Origin of the sequence: Sphingomonas cannabina, assembly GCF_021391395.1 — a bacterium.
In the GTDB taxonomy this organism is placed as follows: Bacteria; Pseudomonadota; Alphaproteobacteria; order Sphingomonadales; family Sphingomonadaceae; genus Sphingomonas; species Sphingomonas cannabina.
Genome location: NZ_CP090059.1, coordinates 2716323 through 2737218, shown reverse-complemented (window position 1 = coordinate 2737218; position 20896 = coordinate 2716323). Strand labels below are relative to the sequence as shown.

Genomic DNA, 20896 nt, shown 5'->3' with positions numbered 1-20896 from the left:
CGCGCAAGCGACGAGTTAGAGGATCGGGTCCAGAGCGTGCGGCTCGGTGGACCCCGGCCTGCGCCGGGGTGACGAGGGGTTGTAAATGCGCCGGCTCAGGACAGCTGTGCGCTCATCAGGAAGCGGGCGCGGCTTGCCTCGGACTTGCGGCGCAGTTCCTGGAGCTCGCGCTGCTCGGTCGCGTCGATCATCGCCTCGAGTAGCCGGCTGAAATGCTGGCGCATCGCGACGCGCGCCGCCTGTGGGTCGCGTGCGCGCAGCGCCTCGACGATCGCGACATGCTCGCGGTGCCGGGTCGGCCCGTCGTGGTGGCAGACGGTGGCGTAGGTGTTGCGCACCTCCGCGATCTCGGTGCGCATCCGCCACAGGGTGCTGATCACATGGATGATCGCCTGATTGTCGGACGCCGAGGCGATCGTCAGGTGGAAATCGCGGTCGGCATCGGTGGCGCGGCCGCTGTCCTCCTCGTCGTCCTCGGACATCTCGGCGAGCAGCCGCTCCAGCCGCGCGATCTGCTCGTCGGTGATGATCGGCGCCGCCAGGGCGGCTGCCTCCGCCTCGAACAGCGAGCGCGCCTCGGTGAGTTCGAACGCGGTGATTGGCGGGAACTCGCTCGTCCGCGTGGTGGCGGCGTCGGTGATGTAGACGCCCGAGCCGGTCTTGATGCGGACGAGGCCGGTCGCCTGCAGCGCGATCTCGGCCTCGCGGATGGTGACACGGCTGACGCCGAAGCGCTCGGCCAGCTCGCGCTCGCCGGGCAGGCGCGAGCCGGGCGGGAACTCGCCGCGATCGACCAGATCCGCGATGCGCTGCGCGATTTCCTGAAAGAGCCGGCGCTCCGCCATGCCTGTGATCGTCCTCCTATGCCTGGGCGCCTATGCCTGGGCGATTGTCATACCGGTGCGGGATCAAACATCAAGCAGGTGACAGACCAATTCCGCTCTCCCTCACAGGCGGACGCGGAGGCCGATGAAATATTTCGACCCGTAATAGTGATATTGGCGGCTGCTGCCGAGCACCGGCATGTCGGTGACCTTGGGCTCGTCGAACAGGTTGAGCGCCTCGAACCGCAGCGAGACGTTGCGGTTGATGTTGTACGAGGCGCGCAGGTCCAGCGTCTCGGACGACCGGACGAAGCGGAGCTGCGAGTTGCCGCCGACGAAGTCCTGGTAATAGCCCGAGCGGTAGTTGCCGATCGCCTGCAGCGACAGGCCGCCGATCTGGTAGTAGAGCTGCGCCGACAGCACGTCCCTGGAATAGCCGTTGAGGTTGGCGGCCGGGATCATGCCGGGCGTCACCGCGCCGGTCGCCGGATCGAGCAGGTCGCCGAGCCGGATGTCGTAGTTCTTGAAGTTCGACAGCGCGTGATCGTAGCTGATCTTGGTGCCGAGCCCGTCGAACGGCGCCGGCAGCCAGGAGAAGCGGTTGGCGAGCGTGATCTCGAGACCGTAGACGGTGCTCTTCGCGTCGCTGTTGGTGCGCTGGGTGACCGGCACCGTCACCGTCTCGCCGCCGATCTCGAAATCCTCGTCGATCGCGACCGGCAGGAAGCCGCCGGCGAAGCGCTTGTAGTAGACCGTGCCTGCCAGCATCGTATCCTTGTTCGGATACCATTCGAGCGCGAGGTCGCCGTTCCACGACATGATCGGCTTGAGGCCGGGGCTGCCCTCCGCGAGGATGTTGTCGATCGCGTCGGCGATATTGTCGAAGTCGGTGCCGTCCTCGAGCGTGATCGAGCGGCCGGCGGCGAGGTCGCTCGGCGCCGGACGCGACATCGCGCGATAGACGGCCGCGCGCAGGATGACGTCGCGGGCGAGGTCGAAGTTGGCGTTGATGCTCGGCAGCGCGCGGAAATAATGGTTGGTGAGGCGGACGCTGTCGAAGTCGCCGTTCTCCTCGAGGCGGATCGAGCCGTCGGGGTTCTGGATCACGTCGAGGCCGGCGCGCAGGCCGATCGAGGTGACGCGGGTGTCGATCAGGCGCACGCCGAAGTTGCCGCGCACGGGCAGGCTGCCGAGCGAGCCCTTGTACGAGGCCATGACATAGCCGGCCCAGACGTTCTCGCGCACGTCGGCGTTGGTGACCGAGCGGAGGTCGGCATTAGGGCCGGGATCCTCGGTGCCGAGATAGTTCCGGAACTGGCAGAGCGTGTCGTAGGTCGCCCAGCTGGTGATCGACTGGACGGGCGCGCCGGAGAGGTAGTCGCGCTGGGGGAACGGCCGGCGGCAGGCGAGGCTGACCGCGCGGTCGACGGCGCGGTCGTCCTGGGTCAGCTCGACGCGATCGTCATAGGCGGTGTAGCGGCGGTGCGAGAAGCGCAGACCCGCCTCGATCTTGCTGAGGAAGCCGTCGAGGTCGTAGCCAGCATCGAAGCGCGCGGCGATGATGTCGTCGGTCTTCTCCTCGTCGTCGCGACGGAAGCGGGCGTCGTCGCTGAACAGCGACCAATCGTTGGGGTTGAAGCGCGGATCGAAGCTGATCGCGGTCGCGAAGCCGCCGCGCGCGTCATAGACCCAGGGGATGCGCTGGTTGTTGATCGCCGTGCGCCGGCCGTCGAGGTCGAGCGGGTCGGTGCGCAGGCGCGTCGAGCGCTCGACCGTGCCGCGCTCGGTGCGCGACCAGGAGACATCGCCGTTCAACGTCAGCCGGTCGGTCGCCCGCCAGGTCACGCTGCCGCCGATGCCGATATATTTCTCGTCGCGCGTCAGATAATTGCCGTTCGCCTCCACCGACGAGGTGCCCTCGGCATAGAGCAGCCGGTGCTGGTCGTCGTACTGGACGTTGCGCAGGTTGTAGGTCGCCTCCGAGATGTTCAGGTCGTGGCGGTCCTCGGTGTAGTCGCGCTTCGAATATTGGAAGTCGAGGTTGATATCGAGCCGGCTCGACGGCTTCCACTGGACCGAGCCCATGACGGCGTCGCGCTTGTCCGCCTCGGTGATCTGGCGGAAGGTCGCCGAGTTCGGCGCGAGGTAGAAGTCCCGGCCCGCCGCCGCCTGCTCGCGGCTCACCTGGTTGCAGGCGCTGGTGCTGGGGCGCGTCGGATCGCAGGCGACCCAGGTCGAGCTCGCCGCATAGGTCTCCTCGGGATTGTTGACCTGGTTGCGCTGGACGCCGATCGCGATGCCGATGTCGCCGAGCGCGCCGGCGTGGAACTGGTCGACGTAGCTCAGCGTGCCGCGCCAGCCCCAGCCGCTCGCGCCGGTGATGCGGTCCTCATAGGGATTGTAGTTGGCCTTGACCTCGGCCTGGATCAGCCGCTTGCCATAGTCGAGCGGGCGCAGCGTGCCGAGCTCGATCGTGCCGGCGACGCCGCCCTCGATCAGGTTCGCCTGCTGCGACTTGTAGATCTTGATCCCGTTGATCAGCTCGGACGGGAACTGGTTGAAGTTGACCGAGCGGTCGCCGCTGCCGTTGGTCGCCTCGCGGCCGTTGAAGGTGGTGTTGCTAAGGAAGGAGCCGAGGCCGCGCAGCGCGATCTCGGTCGCGCCGCCCTTCTCGCGGTGGGTGGTGGCGCCAGTGATCGTCTGGATCGCCTCGCCGATCGACAGCGCCGGCAGGTCGCCGATATCCTCGGCGCTCAAGGCGTCGACGATCGCGGTCTCGGTGCGCTTGACGTTGATCGAGGTCTGGATGGTCTCGCGGATGCCGCGGACGACGATGTCCTGCTGCTGTTCCTCGGTGGGCTGATCGGCCGGGACCTGGCTTCCTGCAGGCGGAGCATCCTGCGCCAGCGCGGGCTGCGCCATAGCGAGGCAAGCGCCGGCAACCCCGGCCAGCAGCAACGCTCCAGACGAAATGCCGTCGTGCCGCACGATCCCGATCATCCATCCCTCCCGATTATGGTTATGCCTTCCGATGCGCCTGTGGCCGGCCAATTGTCAAGGTACTTATCAATACCTGTATATATACCAATTATGCTGGGTATGGCCGGCCAGTCGAGAAAAGGCCGGACCCGCCCCGGGGAGAGAACGGGTCCGGCAGGGGAGGAGATCAGGGAACGAGCTGGCCCCGCAGCTCCGGCACGACAGCGGCGAGGTCGTTGGCGACCATCGCCGAGAAGACGCGCGCGCCGGCATCGCCGACATGGGTGTAGTCGAACTTGCGCCCATAGCTGCCGCGCGGACCGTTGGGTGTCGGCGCCGGATCGGGGACGCGCGCTTCCTCCGCCGTGCGCGGCTTGAGCGTGGTGCCCGCTTTGGCGGCGGCAAGTTCCTCGGGCAGCGGCTCGGCCATCGCGAGCTTGGTCGCCTCGACCGGTCCGAGCTTCTGCACCAGCGCGGCGCTGTGCGCATTGAGATCGACGAGCGGCACCTGCATGGCCGCCGCGACCTTGCGCACCTCCGCCGCCCATGGCTCGAGCGTGTTGTCGAGCTTGCCGGCGCGGAATGCGCGGCGCGACAGCGGCGTGAGCAGCACCGGCTCGGCGCCGGCCGCGCGGACCTCCTCGACCATGCGCTTGAGGTTGGCGGGGAACTCCGTGGCCATGTCGGTCCAGCGCTCGGGCTTGTCCGACTGGTCGTTGTGGCCGAACTGGATCAGCACCCAGGTCTTGCGATAGCCGGGCAGCTTCGCCTCGGCGATCGCGAGATCCCATGATCCTTCCGCACGGTAGCTGCGTGTCGAGCGGCCACCGCGGCCGAGGTTGAGGCAGGCGATCGAGGATTTGACATGCTCGGCGCAGAACATCGACGCCCAGCCGCTGCCCGGCGCCATCGTCGAATCGCCGACCAGGATGACCTTATAGGCGCTGATCGGCGGCGCGTCGGTACGCTCGCGGGGCTGGGTCTGAGCTGCCGCGGTTCCTGCCACCAGCGAGAGAACCGCCGCCGTTGCCAGCATCGTCCTCATGCCGAACCTCCTCACGAGAAGAACAGACCGCCGTTGATGTCCAGGTTGACACCGGTCAGGAACGACGCGTCGTCGGAGGCGAGATAGGCCACCGCCGCCGCCACCTCGTCCGGATGCCCTTCACGTCGCAGCGGCGTGTTGCCGGCGACGGCGGCGCGGCCCTCGGGCTTGGAGAAGATGTCGTGGAAGCTGGTGCCGATCAGCCCGGGGCAGAGCGCGTTGACGCGGATGCCCTGCGGCCCGAGCTCCTTGGCGAGGCCGCGGGTGAAGCTCATCAGCGCGCCCTTGGCGGTGGCATAGATGGTCGCGCCCGGCCCGCCGCCGTCGCGTCCGGCGAGCGACGACAGGTTCACGATCGCGCCGCCCTGGCCCATGTGCGGCAGCACCGCCTTGGTCACCAGGAAGGCCGAACGCAGGTTGAGATCCATCACCGTGTCGAAGAAGGCGGCGTCCATCTCGGCCAGCGTCTTGCGCGCGACCATGCCGCCAGCGACGTTGACCAGCACGTCGATGCGATCGCCGAACGCCTTGGTCGTCGCACCGACCAGCGATGCCACCGCATTGGCATCGGTCACGTCGCCCTGGACGAGCAGCGCGGTGCCGCCGGCCGCCTCGATCTCCTGGACGGTCGCGGCCGCGGCGGCCTCGTCGCGGCGATAGTTGACGACGACGCGCGCGCCCTCTGCCGCCAGCCGCAGCGACACCGAGCGGCCGATGTCCCGCCCGCCGCCGGTGACGATCGCGACCTTGTCCTTGAGCTTCATGCGTCGAACCCTTTCGATGATGGTGAGATGGAAATGGGGGCAGGGCGGCTACGCCCGAGCAGCCACACCGCGAGCACGCCCAGCGGCACGATCGCCGCGCCCAGCGCGAAGATCGGCGCGTAGCCCTGCCGTGTCATGACCGGCACCAGCCAGGTGGTGATGAGCGTGCCCGCGACCGCGGCGGTGCCGCCGATCCCAGCGAGCGTGCCGACCGCGCCGCCGGCGAAATAGTCGCTCGGCAGCGTCTGGATGTTGTTGATCGCGATCTGGAAGCCGAACAGGATCACCGCGATCAGCAGCACCGCGTAGAGCGGGCTCGCCGCCGTCATCGTCAGCAGCAGCGCCGGCAGCATGATCGCGCCGCCGAGCGCGATCGCGACGAGCCGCGCGCGCAGCACCGGCCAGCCGCGCCGGATCAGCGCCCCCGACAGCCAGCCGCCGCCGAGGCTCCCCAGCATCGCGCCGACGAACGGCACCCAGCCGAACAGGCCGATCTGCTTCACGTCGAAATGGAAAGTCTCGGACAGGTAGATCGGCAGCCAGGAGACGAACAGCCACCACACGGGATCGAGGAAGAAGCGCGACAGCAGGATCGCCCAGCTCTGCCGGTAACGGAGCAGGCCGATGATGCCCGGCGAGCCGGCATCCTCGCTCGTCTCGCGGGGCGCGTCGCCGGCGATGTGGGCACGTTCGGCCTCGCTCAGCCAGGGGTGCGCATCGGGATCGCCGCGATAGAGCCACAGCCACGGCAGCAGCCAGGCGAAGCCGAGCAGGCCGACGACGAGGAAGGTCGCCTGCCATCCGAACAGCGAATAGAGCCAGGCGACCAGCGGCGCCGCGACGATCGCGCCGATCGCCGCGCCGGAGTTGAAGATGCCCTGCGCCAGCGCCCGCTCGCGCTGCGGGAACCAGAGGGCGTTGGCCTTGACCGCGCCGGGCCAGGTGCCCGCCTCGCTGACGCCGAGCGTCAGGCGCAGCGCCGTCAGCGCGCCGATCGAGCGCACCAGCGCGTGGGCGGCGATCGAGGCGGACCAGACGAAGATCGAGACGACGAAGCCCAGCCGCGTGCCGATCACGTCGAGCAGCCGCCCGAACAGCGACTGGCCGACCGCATAGGCGATCATGAACGCGGTCACGAGCAGCGCGTAATCGGCCTTGTCGGCGCCGATGTCCTTCGACACCGCCGGCCACATCACCGCCAGCGCGTTGCGGTCGATGTAGTTGATGACGGTCGCCAGCGCGATCAGGCCGATCACGAACCAGCGCAGGCCCTGGATCGGGCGCGTCATTTGGCGGTTCCGTCGAAGCGGGCGAAGTGTCCCTTCCACTCGACCGTGCGGCCGTCGATCGTCGCGCGGTGCATCGCCGCGGGATCGGCGGAGTCGGCGATGGCTAACGTGATCGTGCCGCCGCCGGCCAGGTCGATCGCGATCAGGTCGCCGTCGTCCCCCCGGGCATGGCGGAGCGCCGCGATCCGGCTGCTGCTGCCGACCGTGGTCTCGGCCGAGGGATCGTAGACGCCGTGCGGCTCGAGCAGGTTGACGAACTGCACGTCCTTGCCCGTCACCCGCTCGATCAGCAGCGGCTCGCGGCGCAGGTTGAAGTTGGGATCGTTGGCGCCGCTCTCGCCCAGGATCACCTGCGCGCCGGCGGGCGGCAACATGCGATAGGTGTAGAAGCGGTCGTCCGTCATCCAGGTGAGCGCTCCGCCGCCCGCGGGCAGCGTGCCGGTCGCATCGACCCAGATGTGCTGATAGCCGGCCTGCTTGCCGAGCACCGGCCGCTCCGCGACGTTGGACCGGATCGGGAAGCCGACGTCGGTGATGTGCCCGTTGTAGTGGAGCGGCAGGTCGTAGGTGGCCTGGCCGCCGCCCTTCACGCTCATCAGGTCGACGACGAGCGGGCTCGCCATGCCGGCGACGGGAAGCTGCACCAGCGTGCGGCGGAAGGTGACGCCCGGCCAGGCACCGGCGATCTCCCCGGTGCTGACCTTGGTCGGGCCGTCGCCCGAGAAGAAGACCTGCCTGGGCGCCAGCGTCTGGCCGACCTTCCACTTGCCGGCGAACTGGCTGGTCTCGTTCACCACCAGCGTGTTGTGGGCGACGCTCTGCTTCGCCCAGCTCTCGTTCTCCTTGAGGTAGCGGCCGCCGTCCTTGCTCTCGACGTTGAGGAAGCGCGCGGCGCCATAGTCGACGACGATCGGATGGCCGTTGTCGTAGAGGAGCCAGTTGAGCTTGTCGAAATGGCCGTGGCCCATGCCCATCGCGCTGTTCTTGGCGAGCAGCGTCTGGTCCTTGTCGCGCATCACGGCGAGCCCTCCCTGACCGCCGTCCGGCCCGTCGCGGAACAGCGCGGAGGCGAAGGCGAAGGGCTTGGCCTTGCCCGCGGCGACATCGCGCGCCACCGCGAGGCCGTCGGGGCTGAGCACGGTCCGCCCCTGCCACTCGGCGATCGAGAGCAGCGCCGGATCGTGCGTCACGCCGTAGCCGATCGCGACCGCCTGATAGAGCTCGTCGGTTTTGAGGCTCTTGTCGGGCATCGCATCGTTGATCGGGAAGAAATAGCCGTCCTGCGTCAGCTGGATCGCGGTGGTGATCGCCTTGACCAGCACGCCGTCGCGGTACTGGAAGATTTTGAGGCTTGGGTCATTCTCCGAGATCACCCGCGCGAACAGCACGAACGGGAGCAGGGCGTAGCGCTGGTAATAGGGGCCTTCGGTGTAATAGCCGTCGGGCGAGAACAGGAGATCGACCTGGCGCAGGAAGCCGGCCTTGCCGCTGAGGTCGCTGCCCTTCAGCGCCTTGTCGACCAGCGCGTGGTCGCGCAGCACATAGCCGATCATGCCGACCGCCGCGCACGACCAGGTCGCGTGGTTGTGGATCAGGTCGAAGACGCGGACCTGCTCCTCCGACAGGAACTTCGCCATCGGGCGGAAGACCTGGTCGTCGATCGCCTTGCGGTCGGCCGGCGTCAGCGTGTCGCGGATCGCGTCATAGCCCTGCACGGCATAAACCACCCACACGCTGTCGTTGAGGCTCTGCCAGAACAGCTTGCCATATTCCTCGTTCGAGGCGGCGGGGTGCTTGCCGAGCGTGGGATAGAGCCTGGCATAGGCGAGCAGCATGGTGCGGGCATAGTCGGCATAGGCGCGCTCGCCGGTGATGCGGTAGAGCAGCCCGGCGCCGTAGATCAGCGTGTAGTTGCGCTTGTGCTGCTCGTGGGTGAAGCCGCCGCCGGGGTCCTTCGGCACCGGCACGTCGATCGGCCGGCGCATCGCGGCATCGACCTCGGTGCGGACGCGGCGCAGCTCGGCGGCGAACAGCGGGTAGCGGGCGCCTTCTCCAGCCATCGCCGCCATGCCCTGCGCGTCGAGCAGCACCGGAGCGGCAGCCGTATTGGTTTGGCCCGTGGCTGTGGACATCGCCGTCGCCGGCACTGCCGTCGCGAGCAGCGCCAACATGATCGCCGGCCTCATCATGCGCATCAACTCTCCTCCCTTGTCGTCCCGGTCGTCGCCGGTTTCGGATACCAGTCCACCCCCACCGCCTCGCGGTCGAACGGGGCGAGGTCGCGCGGTGCGCCGATCGCCGCCAGTGCCGGGTCGGTGGGGTACAGAAGCCCATTGGCCTCGCGCTCGAGATGGACAGGGCGCGGAGCGATGCCGACCTCGAGCGGCCCACGCCGGCCTGCCTGCTGGACGTTGCCTTCGAAGCGGATACCGTCGATCGGCCCCTCCGCGCGGAAGGGGTCGTCGCCGTGGTTGACGATCAGGTTGGCGACGAAGCGCGTCGACCGCGGCGCCACGGTGCGCTCGCGGTCGGCGCCCATCGCCAGCGTGATCCGCGCCGCTTCGATCACGCTGTTGTTGGCGATCAGCGCGTCCTCGACCGGCGCGTAGCGGTTGAGCGGCGAGTTGGGCACGCCGTTCATCACCGCGATCGCGCTGGTGAAGCCGGTGCCGGCGAGCCCCTCCATGTAATTGCCGCGCACGGTCTGGCGGGCATTGATGACGCGCACGCCGCCGGTCCTTTCGACCCCGCGGCCGAGGAAGATGTTGCGCTCGACCAGGTTGCCGTGGCCGTGGCGGAGGACCACCGCGCCCTGCGATGCGACGAACATGTTGCGGCGGACGACGTTGCCGCCCGACTTGATCGAGACGATCTCGGCCTCGCCGTCGCAGCGTTCGAAATAATTGTCCTCGACGATCGTGCCGGAATCGCTCTGCGATTGCGTGCTGGTGCCGATGCGGATCGTCTCGCCGCCGTTGCGGCCGAGCGGCGGGCGCGGGCCGAAGTAATTGTGGTCGATGCGATGGCGGTTGGCGAGTGGCCATCCCGTGTCGCGCACCACCACCATCATCGCGCCGGCGTTGGCCTTGCCGACGAAATGGCTGTGGTCGACGCGGTTGTCGCTGCCGAACAGCGAAACCCAATGGTCGGCGCGGTCGCGGCGGGGCGGGTTGAAGCGGTCGATCACGATCCCGGTCAGCCGCACATGCTCCGCCCACCGCTTGCCGTCGCGCAGCTCGATCACCGACTCGCCGCGGGCATGGCCGTCGCGGAACACCAGTCCCGACACGACGAGATGCCGGCCCGCGATGCTGAGGCTCGACCGGCCGCTGAGCACGACCTTCCCCGGCGTCTGCGCGGCGAGCGTGATCGGCCGGTCGGCCGTGCCGGTGGCGGTGAAGCGGATGACGAAATCGCGCCATTCGCCGTCGGCGAGCAGGAGCCGATCGCCGGGGCTCAGGCGCGCGGCGGCCTCAGCATAGCCCTGGCGGTCACGCACCACCCAATCGCGAGCGGCCGCGGGAGGCGCCATGACACACGCTGCGATGCCCAGCCAAGTCGCCTTCATGTCCTCCGCCTACGATCTCGTTGAGCACTGGCCTAACAGTGACGTGCGGCATAGGCAAGGTGGTGTGTATGCCAATTTCAATATTTGGTCTAGAAATTGGTCTGTAACATCTCGGGTCGACCGCCGGGAGGGCGCGCGAGTTACCACGGAAGAATAGTTGAACGGGCCGGAGCGATCGATCAGGGTCGCCGACAATATCCGGCCGGATCGACGTACCGCGATCCTAGAAGGGTGGGGTGATGGCAGCAGATGATCGCGCCTTTTGTCGCCACTGCGGCAAGCAAATGGAGCTCGTTCTCGCCGACCTGGGGGATATTCCGGTCGCGAATGACTTCGTCGAAATGGCGGTTGCGGTCGAGGATGACCCGAAGGTTGCCCTCAAGGTGATGGTGTGCGGCGACTGCCGCCTTGCCCAGACCGTCGACTTGAAGGCCGCCGACGATCTGTTCCGCAACGACTATGCCTATTTCTCATCGGCGTCGACGAGCTGGCTCGATCACGCCGAGCGTTATGTCGATCGCATGATCGAGCGCTTTGGGCTGGCTCCCGGCGCCAGGCACGTCGAGATCGCGAGCAACGACGGCTATCTGCTGCAGTTCTCGATGCAGCGGCAGCTCGATACGTTGGGGATCGAGCCGTGCCGCTCGGTCGCCGATGCCGCGATCGCGAAGGGCATTCCGACGCGCGTCGACTTCTTCGGCCGCGCCTATGCGGATGGGTTGGTCGCCGAGGGCTGGCAGGCCGACCTCGTCACCGCGAACAACGTCTTCGCCCACGTGCCCGACGTGAACGACTTCGCCGCCGGCATCCGCACCCTGCTCAAGCCGGAGGGGGTGGCGACGGTCGAGGTGCAGCACCTGCTCCGGCTGATGCAGCGCAACCAGTTCGATACCATCTACCACGAGCATTTCTCCTATTACTCGCTGCTCGCCGCCAAGCGCGTGTTCGAAGCCGCGGGGCTGCGCGTGTTCGACGTCGAGGAATTGCCGACGCACGGCGGATCGCTGCGCTACTTCGTCTGTCGCCAGGAAGCGGGGCACCCGACCGGACCGGCGGTGGCACGGGTGCTGGCCGAGGAGATCGAGTACGGCCTCGATCGCGACGAGATCTATCACGGCTTCGCCGAGAATGTGGACCGGCTGAGGCTGGCGTTCCGCAGCCTGCTCCTCGACCTCAAGGCCGACGGCAAGCGGATCGCCGCCTATGGCGCCCCGGCCAAGGGGACGACGCTGCTCAACTATTGCGGGGTCGATCGCAGCGTGATCGAGTTCACCGTCGACCGCGCAGCGTCGAAGCAGGGCAAGTCGATCCCCGGCGTGCGCATCCCGATCGTCGCCCCGGAGATGATCGCCGCCGCCAAGCCCGATTACCTCGTGATCCTTCCGTGGAACCTGAAGGACGAGATCATGCAGCAGATGGCCGGAACGTCGGGCTGGGGCCTCCGGTTCATCACGGCGATTCCCTGGCCGAGTGTCGTCTGAACACCGCTAAACGGGGCAGCGGTGTCGGAAATGGGGGCAATATGGGCGCAGTCTGCGCGGTCGTCCTGACCTATAATCGCAAGGAGATGTTGACGCGCTGCCTGCTCGCGCTCTCGGCGCAGACGCGGCCTTGCGAGCGGATCCTGGTGATCGACAACGCCAGCAGCGACGGCACTCGCGAGATGCTGGCCGGCGTCTGGGCGGGGCGGGTGCAGACGCATTCGCTGACTACCAACCTGGGCGCGGCGGGCGGCTTCAACCTGGGGATGCGGCTCGCCTATGAGGGCGGCAGCGATTTCATCTGGGTGATGGACGACGACGTCATCCCCGAGCCGGAGGCGCTGGAGCGACTGCTCGACGCCCATGCCAAGCTGACGCTGCGCGGCATCGACCCGCCCTATCTGGTGTCGATGGCCCGCTCCACCAGCGGGTTGCTGACCGAGGTGCCGGATATCGACCGGACGCGCAACGCGCTCGGCTTCCCGAACTGGGGTGAGCTGCTGGAAGAGACGATCGTGCCGACCCTGGCCGCGACTTTCGCCTCCATCCTGCTGCCGCGAGCCACGCTCGGCCGCCATGGCCTGCCGATCGCGTCGATGTTCATCTTCGGCGAGGACCGCGAGTTCACCTTGCGTGTGACGCAGGACGGCCCGGGCTATGCGGTCGGGACCAGTCGGGTGCTCCACGCGCGCAAGCTCGAAGGCGCGCTCGATATCCGCACGGAGAAGGACCGGCGGCGGCTCGGCTATCACTATTATCTACACCGCAACACGACCTACTCGCTGCTCAAATATGACCGCCCGATATTGATCGCGCTACACCTGTGGCGTCAGGCCAAGACCTTCGCCGTGCTGACCGTGCGCGGACGCTGGCGCAGGGCAGCGATCGTTGCCCGAGGTACCGTTTCCGGCTTTGTCTATCGGCCGAAGATCGAGATGCTTGATGACAAGCTGGATCGTCCTGCCGTCACCCAGGACAGGGTCGCGGCGCCGTCCAGTCAAGCAGCTTGAACGCGGGCAGGGCGTCCGCCTCAGCCTGCCAGGTCCAGCTTGCGCGCGACCAGTTCCGCTATGGCAAGCGATGCGGTGAGGCCGGGCGACTCGATCCCGAAGAGGGTGACGAGATCGGGCGCGCCGTGATCGGCGGGTCCGCGGATCGCGAAATCGGCGGCCGGCTCGCCGGCACGGCTGAGCTTGGGGCGGATGCCGCAATAGCCTGGCGCGAGCCGCTCCGGGTCCAGTGCCGGCCAGATGCGCCGCGCTGCAGCCGCGAACTGATGGGCCCGGCCGGGATCGACGCTGTGATCGATCTCGTCGATCCACTCGACATCCGGCCCGAAGCGTGCCGCACCGGCAAGGTCGAGCGTCAGATGGGTACCCAGCCCGCCCGGAACGGGAACGGGATAGATCAGCCGGGTGAACGGCACTTTGCCCTGGTAGGTGAAATAATTGCCCCGGGCATAATGGACGTCCGGCACCCGATTCGCGTCGAGTCCCTCGGTGTTCAGCGCAAGCGCCCGCGCGCCGTGGCCCGCGGCGTTGACCACGCGGCGCGCCGACAGCACCGGCCGTGGCTCGCCCTCGATGTGAATCGCCCAGTTTCCCGCCGGCGTGCGCGTCAGCCGATCCACGCGCGTATGCGGTACGAGCGCCGCGCCGGCCGTCTCGGCATCGGCGAGCAGCGTCAGCATATAGGCATGGCTGTCGATGATCCCGGTCGAGGGGGAGAGCAGGGCGCTCGAGCAGTGCAGCGCGGGCTCCAGCGCCCGGACCTCGGCAGCGGACAGCCATTTGAGATCGGTGACGCCGGCGTTGCGCGCGCTCGCCGCGATCCGCTCAAGCGCGATTTCCTCCCGGGGTTCGAAGGCGACGATCAGCTTGCCGATCCGCCGGTGCGGGACGTGGCGCTGCTCGGCATAGCGGTAGAGCAGGCCGCGGCCGGCGACGCACAGCTCCGCCTTCAGCGGCGTGCCGTCATAGTAGAGGCCGGCGTGGATCACCTCGCTGTTGCGTGAGCTGGTCACGGTGCCGAAGCTCGACTCGCGCTCGGCGACGATCGTGCTGAGGCCGGCCGAGGCGAGCCTTCGCGCGATCGCGAGGCCGATCACGCCGGCGCCGACGACGAGGACGTCGATGTCAGCCACGACGTCCCGGCCTCCGCAGGAACGGCAGGATCACAGGGCGGGCGGCGCGTGCGGGTGGATCAGCGGCCATGCGAGGTCCCGCGGCGAGATGGCCGCCACCGGCAGCGGCCACTCGATCCCGAGCTCGGGATCGTCGTAGCGCAGCCCGCCCTGCGCGTCGGGCGTGTAAGGCGCCGAGATGAGATAGGTGACCTCGACATCGTCGACCAGCGTCTGGAAGCTGTGGGCGAAGCCCGGCGGCACGTAGAGCTGGTGTCCGTTCTCCGCATCCAGCCTGAATCCCTCCGATCGCAGATAGGTAGGGGAATCCTGGCGCAGGTCGAGGATGATGTCCTGGATCGCGCCGCGGACGCAGCGGACCAGCTTGGCCTCGCCATAGGGCGGGTATTGGAAATGCAGGCCGCGGACCGTTCCCGCCTTGGCGGTCACCGACAGGCTCTGCTGCACGAAGTCGCTGACGAGCCCGCGCTCAGCGAACTCGTCGTAGCACATGGTGCGCGCGAAATAGCCGCGATCGTCCACCCGCCGGTCGGGCCGGATCAGATAGGCATCCGCCAGCGATGTCGGCGCGAAAAACATGGTGCCGTCACGCCGCCAATGTGTTGTGCCCGAAGCGGCGAGACTGCTGCGCGTAGAGATTGTCGATCAGGCGATCCTTGGGCAGCGAGACGTCGGCGTAGGTGAGGACATGGTCCTTCGGCACCGGCCGGATCAACGTGGCATCCAGCGCGATGCCCATCGGCAGCAGCCGGTCGCGCTCGATCACGTCGTAATTCTCGGCGACGCCATAGGCTTCGAAGCCGCCGAACTCGGTGATCGTGTCGCCGGGGCGAAGATCCTTCTTCGCCGCCGCGACGACGCCGACGCGCGGGCCCGCGGTCGGCGCCAGCACCGAATCCCCGAACAGGCAGACGCGGGCGATCGAGTTCGGCACCTCGAAATGGCAGAGATGATAGGGCGTCTGGAAACAATAATAAGGCCCTGGCCCCAGCTTGTAGAGATTGAGGAAATGGCGCTGGCGCGGATCGTCGTGCCGGCCGATCACGAACACGCCGGGCGCCGGGCGGCAGCCGACGACATAGTCGACCAGCCCCTCGCCATGCTCCTCGATGATCTCGACGAGCTGCGGCAATGCCTCGTCGAGCGGGAACAGCGGCGCGGTCGGATCGCCGCCCGAGAAGTCCAGGCCGACCATGCCGCGCTGGGCGACGCGAAAGCCGGTGCCGTTGGCGACGATCGCCTGTTCGTAGGAAATCTTGCACCCGTCGGCGAAGGACGAGACCATCACCGGCTTCTGTCCCCATTTCTCGGCGAAGGCGCGCTGGGTTTCCGGAGTGCGGTGGGGATCGTGCAGTCCCTTGATGTTGCCGCACATCACCGGCGTGACGCCGATTCCCTGGACGAAGCGCAGCAGGTTCATCTGCACGCCCGGCTGGTCGCCGTCGCTGAAGGTGTAGGTGACGCCGGCCGAGCGCGCCTTGGCATAGAGGATCGGACCGACGGTGCCGTCGAGCTCGGCGTTCATCTGGACGACGTGCTTGCCGGCCGAGATCGCCGCCAGCACCACGCCCGCGGCATAGTCGATCGACCCGGTCACCTCGACCACGACGTCGATGCCGTCGGCGCTCGCCAGCGCCTCGCCGTCGCGGGTGACGGCGACATAGCCGGACGAGATCACGCGGCTGATCGCCTGCGCGCTGTCGCACAGCAAAGGCTCGATGCCGACATCCTGCACCGCCTGGATCGCGGTGGCGATGTGGCGGTTGGCGACCGCCACGATCCGCATGCCCTTCGTCGCCGTGACGATCTGCCGGACGATGCCCGCGCCCATGAAGCCGGTGCCGACCAGCCCGACGCGGATCGGCTTCCCTTCGGCCTCGCGTCTCGCGAGCGCCTGGTCGATGATGATCATGCCGACCGCCTCCACAATGCGATGTTGGATTCGGGTTCGTCGGACCACACTTTCCACGGCGGCGTGCCGCTCTGCCAGAGCTCCTCCAGCAGGTATTTGTCGCGCAGCGTATCCATGCTCTGCCAGAAGCCGGTGTGGACGTGCGAACCGAGCCTGCCCTGCGCGATCATGCGGTCCATCGGCGCGCCTTCGAAGACGGTGCCGTCCTCGTCGATGAAGTCGACCACCTCGGGCTCGCACACGAAGAAGCCGCCATTGATCATGCCGCCGTCGCTCGCCCCCTTCTCGCGAAAGCCCTGGACGGTGGCGCCGTTGTCCGCGAGCCGCAGCGCGCCGTAGCGGCCGGGCTGGGAGACGGCGGTGAGAGTGCACACCGCCTTTGACGCGCGGTGCCTGGCGATCAGCGCCGGGATGTCGACGTTGCTGACGCCGTCGCCGTAGGTCAGGCAGAAGGTGCCGTCGAGCAGGTGCCGTGCCCGGCGCAGGCGCCCCCCCGTCATCGTGTTGAGCCCGGTATCGAGGATGGTGACCTGCCAGTCCTCGGTGCTGCAATCGAGCCATTCGACCGCGCCGGATCTGAGGTTGATCGACAGGTCGCAGGTCCGTGCCATGTAGTTCAGGAAATAGGAGCGGATATACTCGACCTTGTAACCGCCGAGGATCACGAACTCGCGGATGCCGTAATGGGCATAGATCTTCATGATGTGCCAGAGCAGCGGACGCCCGCCGACCTCGACCATCGGCTTCGGCGTGACGGTCGTCTCTTCGCTGAGGCGCGTGCCGAAACCGCCTGCGAGCAGAACTGCTTTCATGCCTCGACCTCCTCGCGCCGGATCGCGATGCTTCGCGGTGCCCCTCTCGTCCATGTCAGGTCCTCGGACAGCTGGCCCTCGGCGATCAGCTGCTTCAGCGTCTGAAGCCGGATCAGTCCTGAGCTGCGGAAGTCGCGATCGGCGAAGCCGAGGTTGGAGAGGCCGGCGATCAGCTCCTGGACCGACGTCGCCAGGCTGACCTGTGGCAGGTGATCCGGCGCCAGCTCGGCGTAGCGGCTGAAGTCGACGCGATAGGACCGCGAGTCGACCGGCGCCTCCCGGTTCAGCGACACGGTGCAGCCCGGCACCGCCGCCGCCACCGCTTCCGCAAGGTCGCGGACACGGTAATTGGCTTCGTTCGCGCCGACGTTGACGATCAGATAGCGCCCGCCGTTCTCAGCCGGCCGCGTCGCCGCCCAATCGATGGCGCGGGCCATGTCCGCGGTGTCGATCATCGGGCGCCAGGGCGTGCCGTCCGAAAGGATCTCGATCCGGCCCTTGCTGAGCGCGGAGGCGACGAAGTCGTTGAGGACCAGGTCGAGGCGCAGCCGGTCGGACATGCCGCAGGCGGTGGCGAAGCGCAGGCAGGTGATCGTCATGTCGCCGTCGAGTGCGCTGAGCGCCTGCTCGGTGCCGACCTTGGACGCGGCATAGGCGGTGCGGGGATCGACCGGATCCTCCTCGCGGCGCGGCGGCCCGTCGGCGACGCCATAGACGCTGCAGCTCGACGCGAAGACGAGGTTGCGGACGCCTGCGGCGCTCGCGGCCCGGGCGATCGACACGGCGGCGTCCTGGTTGACGGCGCGCGTCACGGCGCTGAAGCGTTCGCCCATCGGGTCGTTGGAAATCGCGGCGAGCAGGATCACCGCGTCATAACCGTCGAGGTCGCTTCGCCGCACGTTCCGCACGTCGTCGAAGATCTGACAGTCGAGGCGCCGCTCGGGCATGCCCTCCTGCGTCGTCAGGCAGTGCGCGAAGAAGCCGCTGTCGTATCCGTGGATGACGGCGTCCGGATATCGCGCGCGCAGGCGGCGGACGACGGCAGGTCCGACATATCCCATGTTTCCCGTGACGAGGATCTTCATCGGCGCCCCCTTTCCTGCAAATGCAAGTGCGACCGGATTTCCTTGTCCCGAACTCCCACAATTGGCGGCGTTCTGTCGTGCTTTCTTTGGGTCATCATACTTCGTAGGCAGCGCGATCAGGCCGGGCGCCAACCGCAACCCATCCTGGATTGTAGTCGGATCTGTGTCCCGAAAAGGGACTTGCCCGATCATGCGGGTGGATGATGTCGAGCCCGCTCTTGGCCTCATCGCTCTCGGGCGAACGATGCGCAGGCTAGCGAATGACTGCAGGGCAAAAGCAAGTTATCGCCCACGTAATAGGGTTAAAGAACTAGGAGAAAAATTTGATCCATGTTAGAGCCGATCAGACTAGTATGTGACAATCTTGTGTACCGGGGGACTTAAGCTATCACATTGGGTTACCACAGAGTCGCCTTTGCGGAATCAAGGGGGAAGTTGATAGGTAATCTTGGTTACCGGAAAATCGGTTCGTCGATAAAAGGGCAGCACTGAAGAGGATGTTTCTGAGGGCTGCTAATCGGACTGGGGAGACCGATGATGAAATCGCCCGTAACCGTTGCACTGTTGGGCCGTAATCCAATCACGCGTGAAGGCATGGTACGCATCCTTGCCGAGCATGATTTCAAGGTCGTCGAAACCGCGGATGATCCAGCGCAGTTGGAAAGTTCGCGCCAGGCGACCGAGAGCGACACCCACCTCATCCTGGTGGAAAACTTCATCGACACGCATGGCGCCGAGTTCGTCGAGAAGCTGCGACGGGAGTTCCCCGCCGCGAAGCTGGTGCTGCTCGCCGACGAGTTCGATTTTGAGACAATGGCGGCCTCGTTCCGCGCGGGAGCGCAGGCCTATATCGTCAAGAACATCTCGGTCGAGCCGCTGATCGCCTCGTTGCGTCTGGTGGCGATGGGGGAGAAGGTGATGCCCTCCTCGCTGGCCGAGGTGCTTCCGGACATCGCCTCCGCCTCGGCACCGATGCATACGAGCCAGTCGATCGAAGGCGCGGGGCTTTCCAGCCGAGAGGTCGAGATTCTGCAGTGCCTGATCGCAGGCCAGCCGAACAAGGTCATCTCACGCCAGCTGAGCATCAGCGAAGCGACCGTGAAGGTCCATGTGAAGGCGATCCTGCGCAAGGTCGGCGTACAGAACCGAACGCAGGCCGCGATCTGGGCGGTGGGGGAGAAGTGGCCGGACACGGCGCTGCGCAGGATAACCGGCGCCATCAAGCGTCCGCCGTTCAAATATGGCGAGGTGGCGGCGGTCTGACACCGCGTCCCAGGCCGCCGCACCAGCCAGCAAAGGACGCGCGCCGGCGTCGATCGGAACGTACCAGCCAGGAAGCCCGGATGAAGTGGCCGGCTTCCCTTTGGGGGACGGTAGGTGCTGTTCAATTCGGACGAGTTCCTGCTCGTATTCCTGCCGATCGTCTTCGTCGGCTTCCTGGTGCTGGCAAAATTCCGGCAGCGGCGGCTGGCGGCGCTGTGGCTGACGCTCGCCTCGCTCGCCTTCTACAGCTGGTGGCGGCCGGCCAACCTGCCGCTGCTGCTGCTCAGCATCGCGGTGAATTACATGCTCGGCGGCGTGCTGATCCGCCGGCCGGACAAGTGGATCCTCGCCGGCGGCATCCTCTTCAACGTGGCGCTGCTCGGCTATTTCAAATACACAGTGTTCTTCATGACGACGCTGAGCGGGGCGCTCAGCCTCGACTGGCATATTCCGCACGTCATCCTGCCGCTGGCGATCTCCTTCTTCACCTTCCAGCAGATCGCCTACCTGGTCGACGCATTCGGCGGGAAGGTGAGCGAGCGCGATCCGCTCAACTATTGCCTGTTCATCACCTTCTTCCCGCACCTGATCGCCGGGCCGATCACGCACCATCGCGAGATGCTGTCGCAGTTCGGCAGCCCCGAGCGGTTCCGCCCGCGCTGGGACCTGATCGGCATCGGCGTCACGCTGTTCCTGATCGGGCTGTTCAAGAAGGTGATGGTCGCCGACCCGTTCGGCGCGATCGCATCGCCGATCTTCACCTTCTCCGCCGAGACCGGCGGCGTGCAACTCGTCCACGCCTGGACGGCGGCGCTGTCCTACGCCCTCCAGATCTATTTCGACTTCTCCGGCTACACCGACATGGCGGTCGGCCTGGGGCTGCTGTTCGGCATCGCGCTGCCGCCCAACTTCAACAGCCCGTACAAGGCGCGCAACGTGATCGAATATTGGTCGCGCTGGCACATGACCCTGACGCGGTTCCTGACCGCCTATGTCTATAACCCCATCGTCGTGACCCTCACCCGCCGGCGCGCGGCGAAGGGACTGCCGCTGCCGAGACGCGGGCGGATGACGCCGGGCACCTTCGTCGCGCTCGTCGCGCTGCCGACGGTGTTCACCATGTTCGTCTCCGGCGTCTGGCACGGCGCCGGCTGGCAGTTCGTGATCTTCGGTCTGCTGCACGGCCTCTACCTGGTCGTCGCGCATGGCTGGCGCGCGTGGAAGGTCCACCGGGGCCGCCCGCTCGATGCCGGCGGGCCGCTGGCGGTCGCGACATCGGTGTTGCTCACTTTCCTGTGTGTGGTCGTGGCGCTGGTGTTCTTCCGCGCGCCGAGCGTCGGCGCTGCGCTCGACCTGCTCGCCGGCATGGCGGGCCTCAACGGCATCACCCTGCCGCGTCCGCTCGCCGGCGTGCCGGGAGCGGAAGTCTTCGCGCAGCTGCTCGGCCTGCACTTCGCCTCGCTCGAGAATTTCGAGCTCAGCTATCCGCTCAGGATCGCCGTCTTCCTCGCGGTCGTGTGGACCCTGCCCAACGCCTATCAATGGCTGCGCGACTATCCCACGGCGCTGGACTTCCAGGCGCGGGCGAGTTGGTTTGGGCGGTGGCTGCCGGCATTGCACTGGCGTCCCTCGGCTGCGCTGGGGGTGGTGATGGGGGCGGTGTGCGCCGTGACCTTGCTCTATGCCCTGTCGGCCGCGCCGACAGAGTTCCTCTACTTCCAGTTCTGATGG

General features: G+C 67.2%; 16 protein-coding genes. 4 read left to right on the top strand and 12 right to left on the bottom strand.

Annotated features, from left to right (window positions below; genetic code table 11):
- Positions 1 to 95: 95 nt before the first annotated feature.
- The 7 genes from LZK98_RS13105 to LZK98_RS13075 all read right to left on the bottom strand — a co-directional run bounded on the left by LZK98_RS13105 (position 96) and on the right by LZK98_RS13075 (position 10469).
- Entirely contained in the window at positions 96 to 845 is a 750-nt protein-coding gene (locus LZK98_RS13105) for a FadR/GntR family transcriptional regulator (protein WP_233782819.1), read from the bottom strand.
- Positions 846 to 947: 102 nt separating this feature from the next.
- Positions 948 to 3824 (bottom strand): TonB-dependent receptor, encoded by a 2877-nt coding sequence (locus LZK98_RS13100; protein WP_233782818.1) that lies wholly within the window; start codon positions 3822 to 3824, stop codon positions 948 to 950.
- A gap of 166 nt (positions 3825 to 3990) precedes the next feature.
- Positions 3991 to 4848, bottom strand: a complete 858-nt coding sequence (locus tag LZK98_RS13095) for a rhamnogalacturonan acetylesterase (RefSeq protein ID WP_233782817.1) — start codon at positions 4846 to 4848, stop codon at positions 3991 to 3993.
- 11 nt (positions 4849 to 4859) lie between these two features.
- Positions 4860 to 5612 carry an SDR family NAD(P)-dependent oxidoreductase gene (locus tag LZK98_RS13090; protein ID WP_233782816.1) on the bottom strand — a complete coding sequence of 251 codons (753 nt, stop codon included), beginning with the start codon at positions 5610 to 5612 and terminating at the stop codon, positions 4860 to 4862.
- Positions 5609 to 6901, bottom strand: a complete 1293-nt coding sequence (locus LZK98_RS13085) for an MFS transporter (RefSeq protein ID WP_233782815.1) — start codon at positions 6899 to 6901, stop codon at positions 5609 to 5611. Before LZK98_RS13085 ends, LZK98_RS13090 begins: the two co-directional genes overlap by 4 nt.
- Positions 6898 to 9096: an alginate lyase family protein gene (locus LZK98_RS13080; RefSeq protein WP_233782814.1), complete on the bottom strand. Its 2199-nt coding sequence runs from the start codon at positions 9094 to 9096 to the stop codon at positions 6898 to 6900. The genes LZK98_RS13085 and LZK98_RS13080 overlap by 4 nt, the downstream gene beginning before the upstream one ends.
- Positions 9096 to 10469: a polysaccharide lyase 6 family protein gene (locus tag LZK98_RS13075; protein WP_233782813.1), complete on the bottom strand. Its 1374-nt coding sequence runs from the start codon at positions 10467 to 10469 to the stop codon at positions 9096 to 9098. Before LZK98_RS13075 ends, LZK98_RS13080 begins: the two co-directional genes overlap by 1 nt.
- Positions 10470 to 10753: 284 nt before the next feature.
- Here LZK98_RS13075 and LZK98_RS13070 point away from each other — a divergent pair, with 284 nt between their 5' ends.
- Together LZK98_RS13070 and LZK98_RS13065 are read left to right on the top strand one after the other, a co-directional pair.
- The gene (locus tag LZK98_RS13070) at positions 10754 to 11950 is read left to right on the top strand and encodes a class I SAM-dependent methyltransferase (RefSeq protein ID WP_233782812.1); all 1197 of its coding nucleotides are present in this window, start codon (positions 10754 to 10756) and stop codon (positions 11948 to 11950) included.
- 41 nt (positions 11951 to 11991) lie between these two features.
- Entirely contained in the window at positions 11992 to 12960 is a 969-nt protein-coding gene (locus LZK98_RS13065) for a glycosyltransferase family 2 protein (protein WP_233782811.1), read from the top strand.
- A gap of 20 nt (positions 12961 to 12980) precedes the next feature.
- On the opposite strand, the gene LZK98_RS13060 is transcribed toward LZK98_RS13065, so the two are convergent.
- From LZK98_RS13060 to LZK98_RS13040, 5 genes are read right to left on the bottom strand one after another with little or no spacing between them, the layout of a single operon-like run.
- Complete coding sequence (locus LZK98_RS13060) at positions 12981 to 14093, bottom strand: NAD(P)/FAD-dependent oxidoreductase (protein WP_233782810.1); 1113 nt, start codon at positions 14091 to 14093, stop codon at positions 12981 to 12983.
- Between the two features lie 30 nt (positions 14094 to 14123).
- The gene (locus LZK98_RS13055) at positions 14124 to 14672 is read right to left on the bottom strand and encodes a dTDP-4-dehydrorhamnose 3,5-epimerase family protein (RefSeq protein ID WP_233782809.1); all 549 of its coding nucleotides are present in this window, start codon (positions 14670 to 14672) and stop codon (positions 14124 to 14126) included.
- A gap of 7 nt (positions 14673 to 14679) precedes the next feature.
- On the bottom strand, positions 14680 to 16005 hold the full coding sequence (locus tag LZK98_RS13050) for an NAD(P)H-dependent oxidoreductase (RefSeq protein WP_233782808.1): 1326 nt from the start codon (positions 16003 to 16005) through the stop codon (positions 14680 to 14682).
- Positions 16002 to 16817 (bottom strand): glucose-1-phosphate cytidylyltransferase, encoded by an 816-nt coding sequence (gene rfbF / locus LZK98_RS13045; RefSeq protein ID WP_233782807.1) that lies wholly within the window; start codon positions 16815 to 16817, stop codon positions 16002 to 16004. Before rfbF ends, LZK98_RS13050 begins: the two co-directional genes overlap by 4 nt.
- A complete protein-coding gene (locus tag LZK98_RS13040; protein ID WP_233782806.1) occupies positions 16814 to 17902 on the bottom strand; it encodes an NAD-dependent epimerase/dehydratase family protein in 1089 nt (362 codons plus the stop codon). Before LZK98_RS13040 ends, rfbF begins: the two co-directional genes overlap by 4 nt.
- 537 nt (positions 17903 to 18439) lie before the next feature.
- On the opposite strand from LZK98_RS13040, the gene LZK98_RS13035 reads away from it, so the two are divergent.
- Both LZK98_RS13035 and LZK98_RS13030 read left to right on the top strand, forming a co-directional pair.
- Positions 18440 to 19165 carry a LuxR C-terminal-related transcriptional regulator gene (locus LZK98_RS13035; RefSeq protein ID WP_233782805.1) on the top strand — a complete coding sequence of 242 codons (726 nt, stop codon included), beginning with the start codon at positions 18440 to 18442 and terminating at the stop codon, positions 19163 to 19165.
- Positions 19166 to 19279: 114 nt separating this feature from the next.
- A complete protein-coding gene (locus LZK98_RS13030; RefSeq protein ID WP_233782804.1) occupies positions 19280 to 20893 on the top strand; it encodes an MBOAT family O-acyltransferase in 1614 nt (537 codons plus the stop codon).
- The last annotated feature ends 3 nt before the right edge of the window (positions 20894 to 20896 follow it).